We start from the raw sequence: 21,916 nt of genomic DNA on the forward strand, positions 1-21,916 counted from the left end.
AGTCCGCAAACAGCTGATTAAACCTCTCTATTACTAGAGAGGTTTTTATTTTAGGATTTACACCAACTTAACGGATAAGAATAATAAAATGACATGGAGGAAACAGGATGAGAAAGACCATTAAAGCTACATTCATTACAGCTATCGCTTCTGCTTTGCTTTTAACAGGTTGCTCTTCAGGACAGAGTTCAACAGAGACGAAGAAAGAAGAAAAGGTATCGTTTGAAAATGTTCCGGAAAGATTTGCCGATGGGCAGGGAGCGAAGATCAAAGTAATCCGTAAAATTGGCGGGGATGATCATACGGCCCAGTATCTGGCCGGAGCGAAGGAAGAAGGAGAATCCCTGGGGTTTCAAGTGGATACATATACAGCAAATGGTGATACGGCTAAATTCCATGATGCCATAGCCCAGGCTATGCAACAAGATTATGACGGCTATATCATCTCCCATGGTGATGATGCAGCAACAGTCAATGACGTTCAAAAGCTGGTGGATGCAGGAAAAAGCGTGGTCACCTTCGATTCGATAAACGACCTGTCCAAGATAGAAGGTGTGACATTAACTTCACAGGACGATGAAGCGTTGGCAGCACTTGCTTTGGATAAATTGATAGAAGAGCAGAAGGGTAAAGCGGCAATCGCTTATCTGTGGGTGGATGGTTTTCCCCCGATGGTAAGAAGAAATGCCGTCTATCAGAAAAAATTGAAAGAGAATCCTGGTATAAAAGAAGTCGAAAGGTTCGGGGTGGCATCTGCTGATACATCTGTTCAGACACAGAATGCAGTCGCCGCAATGCTGAACAAATATCCTAAAGGTGAATTGGATGCCATTTTTGCAACGTGGGATGCTTTTGCTATCGGAGCGGCACGGGCGATAAAAGAAGCTGGCCGTGAAGAGGTGAAGATATACGGAATTGACGTATCGAACGCAGATCTTCAGGAAATCCACTCTGCTGATAGCTCGTGGGCTTACACGGCAGCAGTCGATCCGAAGTTGATCGGTGCAGTGAATATGAGGATATTGGCAAAAAAATTAGCTGGAGAGGATACGCCGCAAACATATGATTTAAAGGCTTCACTTATTTCACAAAAGCAAATCCAGGCTTCAAAAGAAGCGGTAAACATGACAAACCTATCTGGGATTGTTAATGGCTGGGGCGAATCAAGCGAATTTGAAGAAGATTGGATGAAAGTCTTGAAAGCTCACTATAAAAAATAAAAAGAGGCACTCTCTTTCCTAGGAAGGGGGGTGTCTGTTCAGGTAGGGGGTATGAACATGGGCACACGAGTGGATATGAAGGGCATTTCGATTGAATTTCCCGGAGTGAAGGCTCTTAGTGATGTTGATTTTTCAGTACGGACAGGGACGGCTCATGCATTGGTCGGCGCAAACGGGGCAGGAAAATCCACGTTAATGAAAGTTTTATCTGGGGCACATGTTCATTATTCAGGTGACATTTATCTGGATGGGATAAAGCGGCAAATCCGTTCGCCAAAGGAGGCTCAGGGACATGGCATTCAGATCGTTTATCAGGAGGTGGATACGTCACTCATCCCATACTTAACCGTTGGTGAAAATGTAATGCTGAATGAAATGGTCCAAAACATGGGCCAGAAACAGCTGGTAAAATGGAAAAATCTGCATAATGCGGCCGCGCAGATACTTCAAGATATGAACATTCATGTTTCATCGAAACAACTGGTAAAAGATCTTACCTTGGCCCAAAAACAGATGGTTTTAATAGCAAGGGCCGTTTCGACTGAATGCAAATTCTTGATTCTCGATGAACCGACTGCTCCGTTAAGCCATAGGGAGACGACAGAACTTTTTCGAATTGTAAATGAATTGAAGCAAAAGGATGTAGGAATCATATTCATCTCCCATCGTCTCCCTGAGATCTTTGAGATTTGTGAGGATATTACGATCATGAGGAACGGAGAGCATGTCACATGTCGTAAAACGGGGGATATCAACCAGAAAGATGTGGTTGAGCTCATGCTGGGAAAAACGATGGATGAACAGTTCCCTGAAGTGAATGCAGCAATTGGTGACATCGTTTTGGAAGTGAAGGGATTATCAGATGCAGGGAAGATCAAGGATGTGAACCTGCATTTGAAGGCAGGAGAAATAATTGGCTTGGCAGGGTTGGTCGGGGCTGGGAAAACGGAGCTGTGTAAAGTCCTTTTTGGGCATACTTCCATTCGTGTTGGCGAAGTGATCCTGAATGGCAGAAGGCTTTCCTTGAAAACACCGCATGATGCCGTAAAAAACGGTTTGGCACTTGTACCGGAGGAACGCAGGAAAGAGGGGGTCCTCGTTCAGGAATCGGTGACGTCGAACCTGACTGCAGCCAGTCTTGGTGAATTTAGCAGCACGTTAAGTTTCCTCAATCGAAAGGCGGAAAAGGAAAAAGCGACGGAGATGATCGCTAGTCTCGGCATTAAAACGCCATCGGGTGAAGCAAGGGTCGAGCATCTCTCAGGCGGCAATCAGCAAAAGGTCGCCATAGGAAAATGGCTTATAGCCGATGCGGATGTATACATATTCGATGAACCGACAAAAGGTGTCGATGTTGGTGCCAAAAAGGATATATTCCACTTGATTGCGAAGCTTGCCAGAAATGGGAAAGCAATAATATATGCATCCTCCGAGCTTTCCGAAATCATAGGGATTACGAATCGGACATATGTGTTATACGATGGAAGCACAGTAATCGAACTAAAAACCAATAAAACCAATGAAGAAGAACTACTATACTATTCAACAGGAGGAGAATAGGATGAGCACAACCGTTCCTGTTACAGCCAATGTGAAAAAGCGAAAGTTGGAGCTGTTCGAATTTTTCTATAAATACGGCACGATACTGACCATTATCCTTTTAGTTGGGGTCTTCGCCGCTACCAACCCATCTTTCATTCAGACCACCAATCTAATTAATATCCTTCGTTCGATTTCAATCGTGACGATCATTGCCATCGGCATAACGATATCTTTAACGGTGGATGGATTCGACCTTTCCGTCGGTTCTGTCGCTTCAATGGCCAATGCCATCGTCATTTCCATGTTTGTCTGGTTTTCACAGGATACCTTGATTGCCATATTGGCTGCAATCGGGGCCTCACTTGTCGTGGGGGCATTGAATTCTTTCATGATTGTTAAATTGAGAATCCCTGACATGCTGATGACATTGGCTACGATGTTCATTATTCAGGGCATTGCCCTTACCTATACAAAAGGGGCGACGGTTTCGCAAAATATGGTCATGCCTGATGGGACGTTCGCGACAGGGCTTATCAGCCCGCTTTTCGCCAAAATCGGCCAAGTGCCATGGATCATCGGGATCATGGCAGTCATAGTGGTGGCCACGCATATCTTTTTGACGTATACGAAGCACGGTCGTTATATGTACATAATCGGAGGAAATAAGGAAGCGGCGAGACTCTCCGGGATATCGGTCAATAAATATAAGGTGCTGGCCTATCTCCTATCCGCTTTATTTGCTGCCATCGGGGGAATTGTCCTTGCTTCAAGGGTCATGACGTCTGAAATTAATTCAGGGTCGCCATATTTAATGGATGCAGTTGCTGCAGCCTTCATAGGTTCCTCTGTTTTGGGGGCAGGTAAACCGAATGCCTTTGGAACCTTTGTAGGAGCCGTCCTGATCGGAATCCTTCAAAATGGGCTGATCATGATGTCTGTGCCTTATTATGCGATGGATATTGTCAAAGGAACAGTGCTGGCCCTTGCGCTAGCAATTACGTACTACAAACAAAAACAGTAGAATGAATGATCATGGTTCAGGCCCTCTTGTGATCGTGAACAAGGGGGCGGATTCATTTCAGCATAATAATAGAATATCCATCACTTTTATCTAAGGTGGGATTTATAATCCGACATAGAAGCAATAATTCGGCCTAATATGCAATAATTCGACCCAATCAGCAATTAATTCGTCCCAATATGCAATAATTCGTCCCAATCAGCAATTAATTCGGCCAACAAGCGTCTGATCAATTGTCGATACAGTTAGGAAGGATGTTTGAAAGCTGGGCGCTCTAACGATGTTCATATTTCACGAGCGAATGGGTAGGGGGTGTTACTATAAAAAACAGAACCCATTGGATGTCAGGTTCTGTCGATGGTTTTATTTGAAATTCCTCACTTCCTGATCGCCCTCGAATTTATTATCCTTCAATATGCCGATTTCCTCTATATGCTTGCGGGCATTTTCATCTCCTAATTGATAAATGATGGCATATAGTTTTTTCATGGCTGCATCGTATTTATCATTTGCTCGGTCATGGTGATAGAGGAGATAGGGCACATGTGAACGGGCATATGACTCCAGATCATTTGTGTGGTGCTCCTCCAAGCATAGTTTCAACTCCGCCAATTCCTCATCCGTTGCGTGTATCGTGAAGCTTGGATTTTCTTCGAGTTTCTGTCCGAGTACATCGCCACTGACCAAATCGACGTGATAAGTCTGTTTTTTTTGCATCATTGTGCTGATCATCCTTTCAATCGTTTATCTATGATGTACCACTATTTGTAAAAGATAATCATGAAACAAAAGGTTTTCATGAAAAAAATCTTACAAAATAAAGAAATCTTATCGTGATCAATCGTTTAAAATAGATTTATAGATTAGAAAAATGGGGAGTGATACGGTGAAGAGCTCATTCGTGATCATTGTCTTGATAACAATGATTGCTTCCGGATGCGTAACAAGGAATTTCGATTCGAATATGGATTTGGGGAAAAGTCATTTGCATGAGGAAAATTATTTAGAGGCACACGAGGCATTTGAATTAGCCTATAAAGAAGCGAAAACGTCGAAAGCAAAAGAGTTGATGGATCTTTCCGGCTTTCTTGCAGCTGGAATGAAGAAATATGATGAACAGGATTTTAAGTCGGCCCAAGTTGAATTTAATGATGCATCCGCCTATAAAGCAAAATCGGGCGAGGGGAAGCTCCTGGTTTCAAAGGCAACGGAGATGACCTCCGTATCTCAATCCGCCAGTATTGAACCAGGTGAAGGAAATGTTGAAAGTAACACTGCCGAGGAGTCTGATGACCCCAATTCAGGCTCGTTAAAATCCAGTCCGGAGAAGCAGGGTGAACCAGTGAAGGACAAACCGCTGAGTGAACATGAGGCAGAAAAGCTTGTAAGAGCATACGTGGAGATGGAAAAATTCCCGCATTTACAAATCGAATATGCTCGGGAGGATAAAAGGGGAAATTATATTTTCCAGGTTTTCGAAGCTGATCAAAAAAGCAAGGGGAGCGGTCACGGGGCGACTTGGGGCTGGTATGGCGTGAATGCGGAGACGAAAGAGGTATTTGAAGTCATGTAAGAAGCCAAGAGCAGGGAGCCCGGATACCGCCTTTCATATTGCACCCTTCGATTAATATAGCTAAAGAATTACAAGTTTTTTGGAAAAAGATTGATTTCTTAAGAATTTTTTAATAATCCCCGTTTAATATAGTATCCATCAAAGGAATTCCTAGGAGGGATTATGATGGAGAATTATAATGGCAATGAGCAAGTCCAGGTGAAGGAAGAACGAAAAAAGGGGAAATCGCTTTGGATGACTAGTCTTGTTTCCGGCACGGTTGCTTCCGTGGTTACATCTTCTGTATTTATATTTGGCGGCGATTTCATAGATCAAGAAAAAAATTCAGTGGCTGATTCAGCCCAGACGGCAAGTGTTACGCAAACGGAAAAGGATGGTGGCGCCACTCCGCAAAAGCTGTCGGCAAGCACCGATTCAAAGGATCGGGCAAATATGGTTGAGTCGGCATCGAAATCGATTGTAGGGGTCGTGAATTTACAGGAAACACAAAACCAAAACCCGTTCCAGCAACAAAGCACGGAAAGTGAAAAGGTCGAGACAGGAACCGGATCAGGGGTCATCTACAAAAAAGACAATGGAAAGGCCTATATCATTACGAACAATCATGTCATTGAAGGCGCCAAGGAGGTCGAAATTTCCTTGTATGACGGACAAAAGGCAACAGCAGCCGTTGTAGGCGCCGATGCTTTGACCGATTTGGCGGTTTTGACCATCGATGCTTCGAAGGCACCGGATGGCATCAAGTTTGGAAATTCGGATAGCATGCGTCCAGGTGAAGAGGTGCTGGCCATCGGAAATCCACTGGGACTTGATTTTTCACGTTCGGTAACACAGGGAATCGTCAGTGCGACGGGGCGCTCCATATCAGTCGATACATCGGATGGAGCTTGGACACTGGATGTCATTCAAACGGATGCTGCGATAAATCCTGGAAATAGCGGAGGGGCATTGATCAACACGGCTGGTGAGGTTATCGGTATAAACAGTTTGAAGATATCCGAAAGTGGCGTGGAAGGCTTGGGATTTGCGATACCAAGCAATGATGTGATCCCGATCGTGACGGAATTGATCGAAAAGGGTAAAATCACGCGCCCATACTTGGGTGTCAGCTTGGCCAGTATCGAAGAGCTGCCGCAGTATTATCTTCAAGATGTACCTGAGGCTGCAAAAACAGGGGTAATGATCACGAGTATAGAAGCAGGTTCGGCTGCTGATAAGGGAGGACTTAAGCAACAGGATATTATCATGGAACTTGACGGAACGAAAATCAGTACAGCTGCAGAATTGAGGAAATACTTATATACCGATAAAAAGATCGGCGATAAAGTGAAGGTTAAAGTGTATCGTGGTAAAGCAGAGAAAACGGTAACGATTACTTTGCAAAAGTCATAGTAAGAGATGGGGGCCCCTGAAGCAATTCAGGGGTCCTTTATTGATAAGATGAGCCATCCTGATAGTTGGTGTATAGAATGGGAGGATTCAGGAAAAAATAATAGTGTATATTTCCTGTTTTGCAGAAATTCCCATCTAGTCATGAATGCCTAAAGGCAAGCAGTGGCTTCATCTGCTTGTCAAGAATTTATACTGTTTATATGTTGAAAAATAGAAAATATTTGACAAATTTGTGAATTGTAATAAAATAGAAAGAAAGGGGATGAAATTATGGAAGCTAATCAGAAGATGTTGGATGCAGTGAGATGGGTATCGGGCACAGGTTGTGTAATCGGAATTTTCATTTTTTGTTTAAGTTTTTTTGTAAGCGATTACAATAGAGATTACATACTAACCGCTGTTGGTATGGCCATCACATTAAGCGCAGCTGCCATTTTTCTAGTTGGTATATTTTTTGTCCTGACCGAAGAAATGGTGATGAATACACATAAGGGTGAAAGAGTTGAACCGGAGACGACCAAGATCATCAAAATAAAAACAAAAGCGAAAACAAAAAGAAGAAGGGTGTCAATATGACACCCTTCTTTTTAAGCTATTATTGGTAGCCCCAAACCATTGTAAGCAGTGTACCGAATATGGTAACTAATGCAATGAATAGAGCGTAGTAAACGTTTGTGTAGATGGCTTTCTTATCCTCGGATTCACCAGCATGCATGAACATGACCAGCTGAACGCCGGCTTGCATGAATGCAGTCACTAAAAGGACGATCATACCCGTTTTGAAAGAAAGTTCATATACAACTACACCAAGAGCAACGGCTGTAAGAACCATGGAGAATATGAATCCCATAACATGTCCACGTGGGAATAGCTGTTTCATATTCATATTACATCATTCCTTTCAGATAGACGAAGCTGAAAATGAAGATCCAAACAACGTCTAGGAAATGCCAGTATAGAGAGTAGATGAACGCTTTGTTCGTAGTTTCCGGTGTCAAACCGCGCTTCTTGACTTGAAGTACGATGAATGTTCCCCAGAATAAACCGAGCGTTACGTGAGCTCCATGCGTTCCAAGCAATGTCAACAAAATGGATGTGAACGCACTTACTTGCAGTCCTGCACCGATATGAACATAGTGCTTGAACTCAAAGATCTCAGTGCCAAGGAATCCTGCTCCAAGAGCAAGAGTGATGATGAAAAATACCATCATTGCATTCTTGCTGCCATGGCGCATTGCATTGATTCCAAGACCGATGGTGAAACTACTAGTCAATAGCAGGATCGTTTCAATTAGTACTGGTGTAACCTCGAAGATATCTCCACCAATAGGGCCATTTCCAGTCCTGTTAACTAGTGTGAAGTACGTTGCAAAAAGTGTTGCGAAAAGCGCGATTTCAGCTCCAAGGAAAATCCAGAAACCTAAAATCTTTAATCGATTTTCTTCTGTACTATATTCAAGTGGCAGCGAGTTATCTATTTTCATGCGTTAGCACCTCGCAATTTTTTTTCTGTTTCTTCTATCTCTTCAACGGAGATGTGATGACCGTGATCTTTTTCAAATGAACGGTGGGCCATGCAAGCAAAGATTCCAAGTGTCGAAATGATAGCGAAGATCCACATGCTGAATACCATTGCAAATCCCCATACGAAGAAGATGATACCCAGTACGAACGGAACGCCGCTGTTGTTAGGCATGTGGATTTCTTTGTACTTGCCTTTGAATAATGCGGGACCATTATTTTTTGAATCCCAGAATGCTTGTGAAGAATCAACTTCAGGTACGATAGCGAAGTTGTATTCTGGAACTGGACTGTGAGTAGCCCACTCCAATGAACGTGCATTCCAAGGATCGCTTGTAATATTTCTTGGTGCATAACGAGTGCTCCAGTAAATGTTGTACACAAGGAATGCGAAACCAATCAATAAACCAAGTGCACCGACGAATGAAAGCAGGTTCAATGGACCATATCCTGTTGCTTCTGAATATGTGTACATACGACGTGCTTGACCATCCAGCCCTGTGATGAACATAGGGAAGAATGTTACGTTAAATCCGACTACGATGAACCAGAAAGCCCATTTCCCAATTCTTTCGCTCAATTGGAAGTTGAAGATTTTTGGCCACCAGTACGTAAACCCAGCAAGTACGGCAAACACTGTACCCGGAATCAATACGTAGTGGAAATGCGCCACCAAGAACATGGTGTTGTGGTATTGGTAATCGGCACTTGCCATTGCAAGCATGACTCCCGTTACCCCACCGATCGTGAAGATCGGAATGAAAGCTAATGAGTAAAGCATTGGAACGGTAAATTCGATTTTCCCTCTCCAAAGCGTGAATAACCAGTTAAAGATCTTGATTCCCGTCGGAACGGCAATCGCCATCGTTGTAATCGAGAAGATCCCGTTAACCATCGCACCGTGACCCATCGTGAAGAAATGGTGAGCCCATACAACGAATGATAGAACGGAAATGGCAACCATAGAGACAACCATTGATTTATAACCATAAAGGTTACGACGTGCAAATGTAGAAATGATCTCACTGTATATACCGAAGGCAGGCAAGATAACGATATATACCTCAGGGTGTCCCCAAATCCAGAACAAGTTAGCCCAGAGCATATCCGATCCGCCGTTAGCCATTGTAAAGAAATTGGTTCCAAACAGACGGTCCATTGTCATTAACGCTAGTGCCACTGTCAAAACAGGGAAAGCGAAGACGATGATAAGGTTCGTGATAAGAATTGACCATGTGAACATCGGCATTTTCATCAATGTCATACCAGGTGCTCTCATTTTCAATATTGTTACGATAAAGTTGATACCAGTCATTAATGTACCGATACCTGCGATTTGAATCGCAATTGCGTAATAGTTCATCCCAACGGATTCACTGAATTCAACACTCGCTAATGGGAAGTAAGCTGTCCAACCTGCATCAGGAGAACCACCGACTACGAACGAGATGTTGAATAACATCGCTCCCCAAAAGAACAACCAGAAAGATACTGCGTTCAAACGAGGGAAGGCTACGTCACGAGCTCCAATTTGTAGAGGAGTGACGATATTCATTAAACCGATAATGAATGGCATGGCCATGAACAGGATCATAACGACCCCGTGTGTTGTGAAAATCTCATTGTAATGCTGTCCATCCAACAATCCATTATCAGGTATTGCTGTTTGAGCACGCATCAATATTGCGTCGGCTCCACCACGGAAAAGCATAAGTAGTGCAGCGAGAATGTACATGATACCAATACGTTTATGGTCAACCGTTGTGAACCACTCGCGCCATAGGTAGCCCCACTTTTTAAAATAGGTTACGCCTACTAGTATTGCTAGTACTGTAACCGCGATTGCGATCTGTGAACCGACAATCATAGGGGAGCTGTGTGGTACGGCAAATCTATCAAAGTAATCCATACTCTTTGTGACTCCTTTCGAAAAGTTATTCTAAATAACTGCTTGTGATTTTAAATCTTAATGTTGATGCTCTGTTTCTGCTTCATCTGCTTTTTTTGAATCTTCGTGATCAGAGTGTTCGGAGTGTTCGGATTCACCATTGCCTGAAGCACCGTGATTATGTTCAGGAGCAGGTCTGAAGTCAAGATGTGTTCCGTTAAATGTGTATTGTCCAACGTGACCTGGTTCCAATAGTTTATCAAATTCACTTTCCGTCAATTTCTTAGCGGTACCGTGAATTTCATCTACCCACTTCGTGAATTCTTCTTCAGGCATTGCCTTGACATTGAAAGTATGCTCAGCGAAACCTGAACCACTGAAGTTTGCGTTTCGTCCCATATACTCACCAGGTGTTTCTGCTGCTAAGTGTAAAGTGTTCACCATGTCACTCATCGCATATTTTTGTCCGCCTAGCTGTGGAATCCAGAAGCTTGAGATCGGTCCGTAAGAATAAAGCTTAAATTCGATTGGTCGGTTTGTTGGTAAGAACAAGTAGTTTACTGTTTCGATATCCTCTTCTGGATAACTGAAATGCCACTTCCAATTTGAAGATGCAGCATAAATGATTAATGGTTCTTGATCTTCATATCCTTTTGGTGTAGCCTCGACTTCATTTGTCGAGCGAACACTGACAACTGAAAGGAATATGACGATAAGGATCGGGATGATTGTCCAGATCGCTTCGAGAACGTGACTTCCTTCCACGTGAGGTGGTACATAGTCATCGCTTGACTTGGAAGCGCGGTATTTAAATAACATAATTGCATAGAGAATGACAACGACTAAGACAATAATCAACATCGTCCAAATTGAAATCATGATCACATTAGCTTGGTTTGCTGCTACAGGACCTTTTGGATCCAACACAGCTAATGGGTTATCGCAACCAGTTAGTACAGTCGCGATGGAAAAAATTATAGTTAATAAAGCCCATTTCATTTTCATATAGATACCCCTTTCTTTCTTTATTGGAAATTCTAAATAACAAGTTATTCAGAGTGAGTGTTACATTGTTCACAAACTGACGTCTCTATATTAGTATCATATATGGAAAAAAACAATCAAAAGTGACATATGTCACAAAAAGTTCATGAAGAGATAGTGAAAGAATGGGATATGAGGTTATTAGTTGGATATATAATAAGAAAAGAAGTATAATAGCTTATTAATTTAATACATTTTAAAGGTGTTTTTAAATGAAATTTATTCTCAAAAGAACCGTTCTTGAATTGGTAAAATTTCAATAAAATTACATTAGAATAATATTCCATATGAGGGAGATGAATAAGACGAGGGGGATAAGCGTTTTATTTGTTTTTTAATATAAAAAGACAACGGATCATCAAGCGTATAAATTGAGGAATTTAGCCTAAAAACATAAAAAAAGCAGGTATCTGAAAACGATGCCTGCTTCTTATTATTCACTCCATTGCTTCTGGACTTGATGAAGGGCCTGCTGTAAAATCTGTTCCTGGTTTGCACTAGGATCCGTGAGGACGTTCGTTTGATAGGATTTCCCTTTATAATCAACTTTCACTGTAACTTTTACCATGATTCATCTTTCCTTTCTTGAATGCTTAGTTTAATGGGATGGGTGTACGGTTCTTGTATACCCGGGGGTGAGGATTTATCAAACATTTCGGCGTAACGACGATGTTGCTTAATATTCATAATTATCTGATATATTGTGAAAATTGTCAATATTTTAATGATAGCATGGACATTAAAAGTGAAATTTTAGTGCAGGAAATGGAAAATCATCCTCGGTAAAATGAAAACGGCCTTGCTGTGTTATGGAAGCAAGGCCGTTTCTTTATATTTTAGTTAAGATAATCCCTATCAAGGCTGCCAAAACCCCTGCAATTTGATAGGACTTTAGTTTTTCCTTGAATAAGTAACAACCGGCAAAAACTACGATTAAACAGTTCAAGCTCACCACTGGAAAAATGATGCTGGCAATTCCGGTATTTAAAGCGAAGAAATAACATACATAAGCAATGATGCTCAACAAGCCTACTAGAGAGCCGATTTTCACTTCGTTTAACTTGAGTTTTTCATTCTTCATGCCCGATGCGGCCATCAAATAAAGTGTTCCGCCGCCATACATCGATACCAGGATATCAAGTGAGTTCAAATGAAGGCGCGTGGTCGTTGTCATTAAGATCCCAAGTACACCGAATGAGAATATTGCAAATGATGTATGCATCATCCAGGGGAAATATTGATGATTGCCCTTCGCGTTAGGGGTATACTGAATGACAAGGGTAGCAAGGAGCATACAGGCGATCCCGGTCCACTGCAACGAAGAAATATGCTCATGAAAAATGATCGCAGCACAAAGGATGGGGAAGATGGCATTGGCCGCAATCAACGGTGATGTCAAGCTTGCCGGTCCCTTTTCAAACGCACTGCCCATCTGGATATTCCCGTTAGCATTAAGGATCCCGATAGCAGCTCCAAGCAAGATGGATAGCCAATTTGTGGTCAAACCATCTACGATCCCGCCATACAATAGTGCCATGATGAAGGCCGTAAAGTAAAAGAAAAATTGGATATGTATCTTGGAGTAACCTTTTCCGCTGCTCCACTTGAAAATGCTGTTATTGATACCGAAACATATACTGGTGATGAGTGCAGCAAAAATCCACATTTGTATACTCTCTTCCTTCAATTAGGATATCTTCCTCTCCATTCTAAGCGGAATATGGATAGGAATCAAACTCATTTTACGAGAGCTGGATTGACAGATTGATTTTTTTTTTCTATATTTACTATGGCTATTTCAATATATTTCCCGATAATGGGAGAGGTTCATAGCATCACCCTCTTAAAAAAACTATGGCTTTGATATTTTTCGCGAATCAACCATATCTTTTTAGAGATATGGTTTTTTGTTATATAGAGGCCCATTTTATGAATCTCCCCCGACAAGCGTGGAAGAGGAGGACTTTTTATGTCTGGAAGAAAAGAAGAAGAATTAAAGGAAATAACATTGCTTGGGAATCAAGGAACAAAATATCCATTCGACTACGCTCCAGAAATTCTCGAGTCGTTCGATAACAAACACCCTAACCGGGATTATTTTGTCAAATTCAATTGCCCGGAGTTCACTAGCTTATGCCCGATAACCGGACAGCCGGACTTTGCAACCATATACATCAGCTATATTCCAAGTGTGAAAATGGTCGAGAGCAAGTCCTTGAAGCTGTATTTATTCTCATTCCGTAACCACGGTGATTTCCATGAGGATTGCATGAACATCATCATGAATGACCTAATTGAATTGATGGACCCAAAATATATTGAAGTATGGGGCAAGTTCACACCCCGGGGCGGCATTTCCATCGATCCATACACAAACTACGGAAGGCCAGGGACGAAGTATGAAGAAATGGCGGATTACCGCTTGATGAATCATGACTTATACCCTGAAACCGTGGATAATCGTTAAAAAGGAAGAAATATCAAAAGGGTTTCGAAGGATTTTACTTTCGAAATCCTTTTGAATAGTATTGATTCCCCTTTAAGCAGCCTGCGCATTCATGCTTTTCATCCATATCGAATAACCGCCAATCCTTCTTTTCACTCCGCATTTTATCTGCTTTTCCCTAAATTGCTACCAACTGTGGCGTGTCATCCTTCACTAAGAATCCTTGCTCATTCACACGAACATGAAAATGAATAAGCGGTGCCGGTACCCCTCTGGATAAGTGAGTGCCTGCAGTGGAAGCAACCGTCTAATCACCGCAACACAGACCTATAGGTAAATGGTATTCTATCTTTTTTCAAGCAAAGCTGAATGAAATCCAAGCTCCGGAAATTTAAAAATTGAGAGCGATGGAACGTTTTTTCCTTTCCCTGTCATCATACAGTTTTATGGTCGTATTGTCCTTTTTGAAAATACATTTGTCCTCCTCTAAAGGAATTTGTTCTTGATTGTTTCGTTGAAAAACGTAATAATAGGGAGAGTTAATGTTGACAGAATTTTTATAATAATAGGGGATGTCGAGATGAAGGTTGCGAAGTTTGGCGGAAGTTCACTGGCGTCAGGTGAACAAATCAAGAAGGTATTCGAAATTGTGACAGCTGATCCGGAGCGGAAGTTTGTCGTCGTTTCGGCTCCCGGAAAACGCAATTCCGATGATATAAAGGTGACGGATTTATTGATTGAAGCTGCAAAACAGCAGCTGCGCGGGGATAACGGCGAACCTTTAATCGAAGATGTGGTCGCCCGCTATGGAAACATTGCTAAGGAACTGGATATATCCGAGGAGGTCATCACTGCGATCCGCGAAAATTTACAGGCATTGCTGCATGCAGATCAATCCGAGCCAAAGCGTTACTTGGATGCTTTAAAGGCCAGTGGCGAGGATAATAATGCGAAGCTGATTGCCGCTTATTTTCAAAGGTGCGGTGTCGAGGCGCAATATATCAATCCGAACAAGGCTGGCTTGATCGTATCGGATGAAGATGGGTTTACCCAGGTGCTACCAGAATCGTATGATCGGCTATATAATCTGCATGATGTGCCTGGAATCGTCGTATTTCCAGGGTTTTTCGGATATACGTTAGATGGCGATGTTTTAACGTTTTCAAGAAGCGGCTCGGACATAACGGGCTCGATTCTTGCAAATGGCGTCAAAGCCGACTTGTATGAAAATTTTACCGATGTGGATGCCGTTTATGCGGTTAATCCAAATGTGGTTCCCAATCCGAAGGGGATCAGGGAATTAACCTATCGCGAAATGCGTGAGCTTTCTTATGCCGGTTTCTCGGTATTCCATGATGAAGCGCTCATTCCAGCCTTCCGGGCAGGAATACCCGTTCATATTCAAAATACGAACAACCCAGCGGCACAAGGGACTCGCATTGTGAGTACCCGCGATAATACGAATGGACCGGTCATTGGAATTGCGAGTGACAAGGGATTTTGCAGTATTTATGTCAGTAAATATTTAATGAACCGAGAAGTCGGCTTTGGCCGAAAGCTGCTGCATATCCTTGAAGATTATGGAGTTGCTTATGAGCATATTCCATCGGGAATTGACGATGTGACACTGATTCTGAGACAGGACCAGATGAAGGGCGATTCCGAGAAAAAAATCATTACGCGAATCATGCAAGAGCTGCATGCCGACGAAGTGATTGTGGAGCATAACTTGGCGTTGATCATGGTGGTGGGCGAAGGTATGCGGCATAATGTCGGAACGACGGCAAGAGCCTCGAAAGCGTTGGCGGATGCCAAGGTCAATATCGAAATGATCAACCAAGGTTCTTCGGAGGTAAGCATGATGTTCGGCGTCAAGGAACACAGTGAAGAGATGGCCATCCAGGCATTGTATCACGAGTTTTTTTGATGATTCATATTTAGGGCCCTCTTTAACAAGAGAGGCCTTTTTACTGCTGCCAAACTTTCTTACCGTAAATGAAATGGCGAAGTCTGGAAGATGAAAATTTAGGTCATTGGCTGCGGGATTTTGGATGTCTTGAAGGAGACTTATAGGTTGACTACCCAGGACTATGGCGGTTAGTAAAAGGGAGCATGTAGAAGAGGGATGTGATTTATAAATCGCGAATAATCATAGCGAGTGGGGATATTTCATTTATGTCCTTTATTTTCAGCTATAATTTAGGCATGATTAAGCGAGAGAAAATGAAAGAGGGCGGACGATATGAGTATGTGGTTAATAAATCTTCGGATAGTCATGTTCTTGATGATTAGCTTTTTCTATTACTGGAGGTTGCCTGAATCCGATGCTTCTAGATGGTTTGTCGTAGTGGCGGCTGTAGGTTTTATCCTTAATCATTTTTTGATATTTCATAAGGAATCATTTACTTATAAACTGCGGATCATCTATCTGGATGGAATACTTAGTTTTGGATTCGGTTTTTTGTTTCAGAAGTCCACTCTCTATTTGATCATGGTTGGCGTGGTAACCATTACCTTGTTCATTATTGTCTCAGATTTCAAGAAACTTAAGTTATACTCTCTGATTATAGTCTTACTGTGGCTAATGGTTATGGGCACAACCTATTTTCAATCAGGGAAACTGGACATCATTGATAACTTGTCGAGCATCTCGTTTGTAGCGTTTTCAGCTATCGTTGGTGATTTGATCAGGAAACTTATTGAAGCTAGAGACGTGATGAGTGAACAATTCCTGCAATTGAATGTAGCGCATGAGGAGCTATCAGCGGCCCATCAACAACTGCAATCATACTCGCAAGAAGTTGAGGAAGCGGCTAGAATCAGAGAACGAAATCGAATTGCTCGGGAGATTCATGATACCGTCGGACATAAGATGACGGCTTTATTTGTCCAAATGGAACTTGCGGATGAACTAATCAAATATGACTTGGTTAAAACGAAGGATACGCTGAAAGTTTGCAGGGATTTGGCTCAGGGGGCGTTGGAAGAGGTCCGTTTTTCCGTCCGGGCATTGAAGGTGGAAGAGGAAGCAGCCTTTTTACCAAGTGTACGCAGATTACTTGATGATTTTTACCAATCAACAAGCTTGAGGTCGACTCTTGATTTAAGAGGTGATCCAAGCAACATACCAAGCGCACTTCAGCTAACGATCATTCGGCTGATACAAGAGAGTTTAACGAATGCAAAGCGCCATGGTGATGCATCGATGAGTGCAATCAAGCTTGATTGTTTGCCAGAAAAGGTTTTGATTAATATTGAAGACAACGGTAAAGGTACAAGCGTGATCATTCCTGGGTTTGGATTAAAAAACATGAAAGACCGAATCTTTGAAATGGGTGGCGAGTTATTATACGAAAGTGCAGTGAACCAGGGATTTCGCATATTTGTTGAGTTTCCGCTGATCGAAAAAAAATGGGTTGTAGGAGGGACGTCATGATAACGGTATTGATTGCTGATGATCAATCACTTATACGGGAGGGGTTAGCCGCGCTTTTGAATTTACGTCCTGAACTTGACGTGATTGGGCTTGCGAGCAATGGAATGGAAGCCTATGAAATTTCCTTGGAAAGGGAGCCTGACATTGTTCTCATGGACATCAGGATGCCTGGGATAAATGGTGTCGAAGGTACTAGGTTAATCACATCTCAGCTTCCAAATACGAAAGTGCTGGTGCTGACGACTTTCCAGGATAGCGAGCTCATTTTCTCTGCGCTTGAAGAAGGAGCAAGTGGGTATTTGCTGAAAGATATGTCAGCAGACATGATTTCAAATGCAATCAAGACCGTTCAATCAGGAGGAATGGTACTTCCGCCGGAGGTCACCATTCACATGCTGCAAGAGTTAAAGAGAAATAATGAAACGAAGGTGAACATTCAGCCTGCTGTTCTTCGTGAACTAACAAAGCGGGAGCATGATGTCCTGAGGAATCTTGGCTATGGTAAAAGTAATAAGGAAATTGCAGCTGCCTTGTCAATTACCGAAGGAACCGTGAAAAACCATGTTTCGAATATAATCAGTAAACTGGAATTGCGTGATCGAACTCAGGCAGCCGTCTTTGCCGTTCGGTATCGGATTACCACGTTTTCAGAGTGAAGGAACAATCGCTCAATTTATAGATGACTTTCAGCATAGCTGAAGGTCATTTTTTTTTGAACTTCTACCCTGAGGCAGATGGATTATTTTTAACTTAAACATATGATTAAGAGAAATTGGATAATTAGGAGGAATGAATAGATGCTCGAGGTAAGGGGAATTAAAAAATCATTTGGAAAGAAAGTCGTTGTTGGAGGCGTTTCTTTTTCAGTGGAAAAAGGGGAGTCATTCGGTTTGTTAGGTCCAAACGGAGCTGGAAAGTCTACAACGATTGCAATGTTGTGCGGTTTGTTACCTTATGAGGAGGGCGAAATCCTTATTGATGGGCTTTCTGTGAAAAAGTCACCACGTCATGTAAAAAAGAAAATAGGGATTGTTCCGCAAGAAATTGCTTTGTATCATTCGATGTCAGCGATAGATAATCTTCTTTTCTGGGGAAGGATGTATGGGCTAACCAGGGCAAAGGCCAAGAAAATGGCTGAAGTGGTACTGGAAATCGTCGGACTGAAGGATAGGGCCAAACATAAAATCGAGACGTTTTCCGGTGGAATGAAAAGAAGGATCAATATCGGTGCTGCCTTGATGCATGAGCCGGAACTATTGATCATGGATGAACCGACGGTGGGCATTGATCCCCAATCACGCAATCATATTCTAGAAACGGTAAAAAAGCTGAATGCGGACGGGATGACGGTGATCTACACAAGCCACTATATGGAGGAAGTGGAGTATATATGCGACCGGATATGCATAGTTGATGAAGGGAAAATCATCGCGCTTGGAAGGAAAGAAGAGTTATTTGGTTCGTTAAAGGATGGAGTGGTGATTACTTTGCACGTTAATTCCCTGGAAGGTAATTGGGTCAAGGACCTTGAACAAATAGCGAGTGTAGAAAAGGTTATCGCTAATGCAGAAAAAAATTCATTAGAAATCGTCGGCAATAATCATGCAAATATCGTCTCCGATATTATTTCGTGTGCTGTAAAAGCAAATGTAAAGGTGTCGTCCTTTGAAAGGAAGGAGCCCAACTTAGAGAGTCTTTTTTTACAGTTAACAGGGCGCTCACTGCGTGATTAGGAGGGGAAGAAAATGAAAAGTTTTTTTATAGCATGGAAGGACTTTAAGGTTCGGGCCACTGATAAAAGGGGATTTACGATGATGCTCATCATGCCAATCATTTTAACGATGATCCTTGGAGCAGCGCTGAAAGATATCATGGGCGGAGAAGAAGAATTTCAGCAAACGTCAGTCGGTTTGTACGTGGCAAAAAAAGATCAAATGGCAGAATTATTAAGACGCGATGTATTGGAGAAGACGCAATTCATTACGGTAAAACTTGTAGACAGTGAGGAAAAGCTTAAAAAGATGGTGAAAGCAGGTGATCTAGAGGTAGGTATCTCGATTCCTGCTGATTGGAGTGCCCATCTTGAAGAAGCCGTCCTTTTCACAGATAAAGATAAACAGTTGAAGGCAGCGGTCATCGAGTCGATCATCACTGCTTTTACAGACAGGGTACAGTCGATTTCAACAGCTTCCCAAGCCGTAATGGCAGATTTGGCTACAGCACATAGCAGTTCAGCAAATCGAGGGAATTCCGGGCAGACGACAGAGAATATAATGAAGGCGTTAGCGGGCAGCGGTGAAGAACCTATAGAAATCACCAAGCAATCCATCGGTGTAAAACAGGTATCTTCGATGCAATATTATGCTGCTGCGATGCTTGCGATGTTTTTACTTTATAATGTGACCCTCGGGGCCAAATCTGTCATACAAGAGCATCATACGGAGACCCTTGCACGTTTAAACAGTACACCGATAAGTAAATGGGATATTGTTCTCGGAAAGTTTTTAGGCACTCTTTATTTTGCTTTTATACAGTTTTTGCTTTTTTATATAGTCACTGCAATGTTATTGAAGGTGAACTGGGGTGAAAATCATTGGGAGGTCGTTGCTATCGGGTTTACTTACTCTGTGGCGGTTGCAGGTCTCTCCATGTTATTGGCTGCCTATATTACGCAGGAAAAAACAGCTGATTTAATCAGCGGGATCGGTATCCAGGTTTTTGCGATAATTGGGGGTTCAATGCTGCCCATTCATTCGTTTCCAGACTGGTTTAAGGGCATCGCTGCTTTTGTGCCGAATAATTGGGCGTTAACCAGTTTCCTTGACATCATGTCAGGTGTAGGCTGGGGCGGGCTTCTGCTGCCGTTGTTCGTATTAGGGGCGATTGGTGGCCTGTCATTGCTTATAGGAGCTTGGCGTTTAAGGGGGAGATACGTTTGAAGGTAATTTGGAACATTTGCCGATGGGAAATGCAAAGGATATTCAAAAGGCCTCAGAGCTATTTGGTCATGTTTGCCATGCCTCTTATTTTCACTCTTTTGTTTGGCACCTTTTTTGGAGACGGAGGACAAAACAAGCCGATCATTGCATTAGTGGACAACGATGGCACAGTATTATCAAAGTCATTATACAAAGGGATTCACGAAGATAATTCTTTGTTCAAGTTAGAAAAGAGAACGCACAAACAAGCGCTTCAGGAAATTGAAAAAAATAAAGTGGCGGGAATCATCTTCATCCCGGAAGGATTTGAAGCCGAATTGCATGATGGGCGGGCTCCTGATATCGCATTTCAACATATACCTGAATTCACAACGTATCCAATGGTTACAGGGTTTCTATCAAATAAGCTTTCAAAGCTGAAAATAGAATCGACTGCAGCGGTTGTCTGGAGTGAACAAACTGGAGCACCTTGGCAAGACATGTATGAAAAAATAGCGAAGAATCGAAACAATGAAGGTGTGAAAATCAAAAAGGTCATCATTGAAAAAGGAGCGTCTAATGAACGAAGTGAAGTATCCGGCAATGCTTCCGGCTTCTCGATCATGTTTCTGATGATAACCATGGTGAGTGTGACCAGTACGATATTAGAGGCCAAAAGCAATGGTGTGTGGTACCGGCTGATGTCAACACCCGCATCACGGTTTGATATAGCGGCTGGGTATTTCTTGTCCTTTTTCTTAATCGGTTGGATACAATTTGGTTCATTGATTGTTGCCACGTCCTTCCTTTTTGACGTCAATTGGGGAAATCCATTATCGTTAATAACTCTCGTTTCAGCTATGATGCTGGCGATAGTAGGACTGGGACTCATGATTGCCGGTTTTGCCAAAACGGTGGAGCAGCAATCTGCAGCGGGTAACCTCATCATCATTTCCAGCTGTATGATTGCCGGCGTCTACTGGCCTCTTGAGATAGAACCCGCTTTTATGCAGAAAATGGCTGATTTCCTGCCACAGACCTGGTCGATGAGAGGGCTGAAGGAAATTGCGGCGAATGGTACCTTACCTGTTGATTCTCTTGTTATTTTATTGGCATTTGCGTTCGTTTTTTTAATGGTTGGAATGAGAAAAATGAAGTTTGAGTAATCTGAACGAAAGTCTTTTTATTTATTCCACCGAAATGAAGAAAAAGCCTCCAATTGAATATTGGAGGCTTCAGTTCATTAATCCATAACGGTTAACAGTTGATCGATTTCTTTCCTCGGTCTCGGCGTGGGAACCATATCAGGGTAGCCAACGTGAAGACTTCCGACTATTTTTTCGCCTGGTTTCACCGCTAAAGCATCACGAAATTCCGTGCTATGGATCATGCCATAAGTTTCCCATATCATACCGATGCCTTGTTCCCAGGCAAGTAGGCTGAAATTCTGGATCAAGGCACTTGTAGCTGCATAATCTTCTTCCCGTACCATCGGGTTCGGATTTTCTTCCATGATAACCGCGACAAACATCGGAACACCGCTCAGTTTATTGAATCCACGCTGTCCAGCTTCCTTTTTCTTTTCTGGATCTTTTTCCTTGCCGGCCATGAATGCGCGGGTTGCTTCTGCTAGTTTTAGGCGACTATCCCCATGCACTACGACGAAGCGCCATGGTTGGGTCATTTTATGGTTCGGAGCCCATGTAGACGTTTCCAATAATCCCTGAATGGTATCAATGGGAACAGGGATGTCCTTGAAACGCTTAATGCTGCGCCGTCCTTTTATGATATCTTCTAATTTCATATTCATCCTTCTCCTTCAAAAATCAATATATATGTAAGGTTTATATGTTTTTAAAAAGAAAAAATCCCCGGCTGCCTAATATATGCTTCCAACGTGAATAAATTACTTGAA

The 21,916-nt window shown here is 42.5% G+C and carries 21 protein-coding genes and 1 riboswitch; of the genes, 13 read left to right on the top strand and 8 right to left on the bottom strand.

All coding sequences use genetic code 11. The annotated features are described in order from the left end of the window. The first annotated feature begins 107 nt into the window (after nt 1-107). From ABE28_RS02280 to ABE28_RS02290, 3 genes are read left to right on the top strand one after another with little or no spacing between them, the layout of a single operon-like run. The gene (locus ABE28_RS02280; RefSeq protein WP_064462329.1) at nt 108-1,220 is read left to right on the top strand and encodes a sugar ABC transporter substrate-binding protein; all 1,113 of its coding nucleotides are present in this window, start codon (nt 108-110) and stop codon (nt 1,218-1,220) included. Nucleotides 1,221-1,277: 57 nt separating this feature from the next. After that, the gene (locus ABE28_RS02285) at nt 1,278-2,780 is read left to right on the top strand and encodes a sugar ABC transporter ATP-binding protein (RefSeq protein ID WP_064462331.1); all 1,503 of its coding nucleotides are present in this window, start codon (nt 1,278-1,280) and stop codon (nt 2,778-2,780) included. Between the two features lies 1 nt (nt 2,781). Beyond that, a complete protein-coding gene (locus ABE28_RS02290; RefSeq protein ID WP_064462333.1) occupies nt 2,782-3,783 on the top strand; it encodes an ABC transporter permease in 1,002 nt (333 codons plus the stop codon). 363 nt (nt 3,784-4,146) lie between these two features. Here the strand turns inward: ABE28_RS02290 and ABE28_RS02295 are convergent, their stop codons facing one another. Further along, nucleotides 4,147-4,503 carry a hypothetical protein gene (locus tag ABE28_RS02295; protein WP_064462335.1) on the bottom strand — a complete coding sequence of 119 codons (357 nt, stop codon included), beginning with the start codon at nt 4,501-4,503 and terminating at the stop codon, nt 4,147-4,149. Between the two features lie 166 nt (nt 4,504-4,669). Here ABE28_RS02295 and ABE28_RS02300 point away from each other — a divergent pair, with 166 nt between their 5' ends. The 3 genes from ABE28_RS02300 to ABE28_RS02310 all read left to right on the top strand — a co-directional run bounded on the left by ABE28_RS02300 (nt 4,670) and on the right by ABE28_RS02310 (nt 7,324). Continuing rightward, the gene (locus ABE28_RS02300) at nt 4,670-5,356 is read left to right on the top strand and encodes a hypothetical protein (RefSeq protein WP_064462337.1); all 687 of its coding nucleotides are present in this window, start codon (nt 4,670-4,672) and stop codon (nt 5,354-5,356) included. A gap of 162 nt (nt 5,357-5,518) precedes the next feature. Beyond that, entirely contained in the window at nt 5,519-6,748 is a 1,230-nt protein-coding gene (locus tag ABE28_RS02305; protein ID WP_156775664.1) for a S1C family serine protease, read from the top strand. A gap of 270 nt (nt 6,749-7,018) precedes the next feature. Further along, the gene (locus ABE28_RS02310) at nt 7,019-7,324 is read left to right on the top strand and encodes a hypothetical protein (protein WP_061140594.1); all 306 of its coding nucleotides are present in this window, start codon (nt 7,019-7,021) and stop codon (nt 7,322-7,324) included. Nucleotides 7,325-7,343: 19 nt separating this feature from the next. On the opposite strand, the gene qoxD is transcribed toward ABE28_RS02310, so the two are convergent. From qoxD to ABE28_RS02335, 6 genes are all read right to left on the bottom strand, one after another. After that, nucleotides 7,344-7,628, bottom strand: a complete 285-nt coding sequence (gene qoxD / locus ABE28_RS02315) for a cytochrome aa3 quinol oxidase subunit IV (protein ID WP_064462407.1) — start codon at nt 7,626-7,628, stop codon at nt 7,344-7,346. A gap of 7 nt (nt 7,629-7,635) precedes the next feature. Continuing rightward, nucleotides 7,636-8,232 (bottom strand): cytochrome aa3 quinol oxidase subunit III, encoded by a 597-nt coding sequence (qoxC, locus tag ABE28_RS02320; protein WP_064462341.1) that lies wholly within the window; start codon nt 8,230-8,232, stop codon nt 7,636-7,638. Further along, on the bottom strand, nt 8,229-10,178 hold the full coding sequence (qoxB, locus tag ABE28_RS02325; RefSeq protein ID WP_064462343.1) for a cytochrome aa3 quinol oxidase subunit I: 1,950 nt from the start codon (nt 10,176-10,178) through the stop codon (nt 8,229-8,231). The genes qoxC and qoxB overlap by 4 nt, the downstream gene beginning before the upstream one ends. A 57-nt stretch (nt 10,179-10,235) precedes the next feature. Next, nucleotides 10,236-11,162: a cytochrome aa3 quinol oxidase subunit II gene (qoxA, locus tag ABE28_RS02330; RefSeq protein WP_064462345.1), complete on the bottom strand. Its 927-nt coding sequence runs from the start codon at nt 11,160-11,162 to the stop codon at nt 10,236-10,238. A 472-nt stretch (nt 11,163-11,634) separates the two neighbouring features. After that, nucleotides 11,635-11,769 (bottom strand): BA3454 family stress response protein, encoded by a 135-nt coding sequence (locus ABE28_RS24815; RefSeq protein ID WP_156775665.1) that lies wholly within the window; start codon nt 11,767-11,769, stop codon nt 11,635-11,637. A gap of 261 nt (nt 11,770-12,030) precedes the next feature. Next, complete coding sequence (locus tag ABE28_RS02335) at nt 12,031-12,888, bottom strand: DMT family transporter (RefSeq protein WP_257390682.1); 858 nt, start codon at nt 12,886-12,888, stop codon at nt 12,031-12,033. A 129-nt stretch (nt 12,889-13,017) separates the two neighbouring features. Further along, nucleotides 13,018-13,063: riboswitch (PreQ1 riboswitch) on the top strand. A gap of 107 nt (nt 13,064-13,170) precedes the next feature. On the opposite strand from ABE28_RS02335, the gene queF reads away from it, so the two are divergent. The 7 genes from queF to ABE28_RS02370 all read left to right on the top strand — a co-directional run bounded on the left by queF (nt 13,171) and on the right by ABE28_RS02370 (nt 21,167). Next, nucleotides 13,171-13,668, top strand: a complete 498-nt coding sequence (gene queF, locus ABE28_RS02340) for a preQ(1) synthase (protein ID WP_064462349.1) — start codon at nt 13,171-13,173, stop codon at nt 13,666-13,668. Nucleotides 13,669-14,227: 559 nt separating this feature from the next. Next, a complete protein-coding gene (locus ABE28_RS02345; protein WP_064462350.1) occupies nt 14,228-15,574 on the top strand; it encodes an aspartate kinase in 1,347 nt (448 codons plus the stop codon). Between the two features lie 315 nt (nt 15,575-15,889). After that, a complete protein-coding gene (locus ABE28_RS02350; RefSeq protein ID WP_083231916.1) occupies nt 15,890-17,083 on the top strand; it encodes a sensor histidine kinase in 1,194 nt (397 codons plus the stop codon). Continuing rightward, on the top strand, nt 17,080-17,739 hold the full coding sequence (locus ABE28_RS02355) for a response regulator (RefSeq protein WP_064462353.1): 660 nt from the start codon (nt 17,080-17,082) through the stop codon (nt 17,737-17,739). Before ABE28_RS02350 ends, ABE28_RS02355 begins: the two co-directional genes overlap by 4 nt. 141 nt (nt 17,740-17,880) lie before the next feature. Next, nucleotides 17,881-18,816, top strand: a complete 936-nt coding sequence (locus ABE28_RS02360) for an ABC transporter ATP-binding protein (RefSeq protein ID WP_064462355.1) — start codon at nt 17,881-17,883, stop codon at nt 18,814-18,816. A gap of 12 nt (nt 18,817-18,828) precedes the next feature. Next, a complete protein-coding gene (locus tag ABE28_RS02365) occupies nt 18,829-20,022 on the top strand; it encodes an ABC transporter permease (protein ID WP_064462357.1) in 1,194 nt (397 codons plus the stop codon). Beyond that, nucleotides 20,019-21,167: an ABC transporter permease gene (locus tag ABE28_RS02370; RefSeq protein ID WP_064462359.1), complete on the top strand. Its 1,149-nt coding sequence runs from the start codon at nt 20,019-20,021 to the stop codon at nt 21,165-21,167. The genes ABE28_RS02365 and ABE28_RS02370 overlap by 4 nt, the downstream gene beginning before the upstream one ends. A 77-nt stretch (nt 21,168-21,244) precedes the next feature. Here the strand turns inward: ABE28_RS02370 and ABE28_RS02375 are convergent, their stop codons facing one another. Then, nucleotides 21,245-21,805: a nitroreductase family protein gene (locus ABE28_RS02375; protein WP_064462360.1), complete on the bottom strand. Its 561-nt coding sequence runs from the start codon at nt 21,803-21,805 to the stop codon at nt 21,245-21,247. Nucleotides 21,806-21,916 lie beyond the last annotated feature (111 nt).

It is taken from the genome of Peribacillus muralis (genome assembly GCF_001645685.2).
GTDB classification, from domain to species: Bacteria; Bacillota; Bacilli; order Bacillales; family DSM-1321; genus Peribacillus; species Peribacillus muralis_A.

What these genes read in the sequence shown, in the direction of transcription:
- ABE28_RS02280 (WP_064462329.1), top strand. Translation starts at nt 108, where the DNA reads ATGAGAAAGACCATTAAAGCTACATTCATTACAGCTATCGCTTCTGCT.
- ABE28_RS02285 (WP_064462331.1), top strand. Translation starts at nt 1,278, where the DNA reads ATGGGCACACGAGTGGATATGAAGGGCATTTCGATTGAATTTCCCGGA.
- ABE28_RS02290 (WP_064462333.1), top strand. Translation starts at nt 2,782, where the DNA reads ATGAGCACAACCGTTCCTGTTACAGCCAATGTGAAAAAGCGAAAGTTG.
- ABE28_RS02295 (WP_064462335.1), bottom strand. Translation starts at nt 4,503, where the DNA reads ATGATGCAAAAAAAACAGACTTATCACGTCGATTTGGTCAGTGGCGAT.
- ABE28_RS02305 (WP_156775664.1), top strand. Translation starts at nt 5,519, where the DNA reads ATGATGGAGAATTATAATGGCAATGAGCAAGTCCAGGTGAAGGAAGAA.
- ABE28_RS02310 (WP_061140594.1), top strand. Translation starts at nt 7,019, where the DNA reads ATGGAAGCTAATCAGAAGATGTTGGATGCAGTGAGATGGGTATCGGGC.
- qoxD (WP_064462407.1), bottom strand. Translation starts at nt 7,628, where the DNA reads ATGAAACAGCTATTCCCACGTGGACATGTTATGGGATTCATATTCTCC.
- qoxC (WP_064462341.1), bottom strand. Translation starts at nt 8,232, where the DNA reads ATGAAAATAGATAACTCGCTGCCACTTGAATATAGTACAGAAGAAAAT.
- qoxB (WP_064462343.1), bottom strand. Translation starts at nt 10,178, where the DNA reads ATGGATTACTTTGATAGATTTGCCGTACCACACAGCTCCCCTATGATT.
- qoxA (WP_064462345.1), bottom strand. Translation starts at nt 11,162, where the DNA reads ATGAAAATGAAATGGGCTTTATTAACTATAATTTTTTCCATCGCGACT.
- ABE28_RS24815 (WP_156775665.1), bottom strand. Translation starts at nt 11,769, where the DNA reads ATGGTAAAAGTTACAGTGAAAGTTGATTATAAAGGGAAATCCTATCAA.
- queF (WP_064462349.1), top strand. Translation starts at nt 13,171, where the DNA reads ATGTCTGGAAGAAAAGAAGAAGAATTAAAGGAAATAACATTGCTTGGG.
- ABE28_RS02345 (WP_064462350.1), top strand. Translation starts at nt 14,228, where the DNA reads ATGAAGGTTGCGAAGTTTGGCGGAAGTTCACTGGCGTCAGGTGAACAA.
- ABE28_RS02350 (WP_083231916.1), top strand. Translation starts at nt 15,890, where the DNA reads ATGAGTATGTGGTTAATAAATCTTCGGATAGTCATGTTCTTGATGATT.
- ABE28_RS02355 (WP_064462353.1), top strand. Translation starts at nt 17,080, where the DNA reads ATGATAACGGTATTGATTGCTGATGATCAATCACTTATACGGGAGGGG.
- ABE28_RS02360 (WP_064462355.1), top strand. Translation starts at nt 17,881, where the DNA reads ATGCTCGAGGTAAGGGGAATTAAAAAATCATTTGGAAAGAAAGTCGTT.
- ABE28_RS02365 (WP_064462357.1), top strand. Translation starts at nt 18,829, where the DNA reads ATGAAAAGTTTTTTTATAGCATGGAAGGACTTTAAGGTTCGGGCCACT.
- ABE28_RS02375 (WP_064462360.1), bottom strand. Translation starts at nt 21,805, where the DNA reads ATGAAATTAGAAGATATCATAAAAGGACGGCGCAGCATTAAGCGTTTC.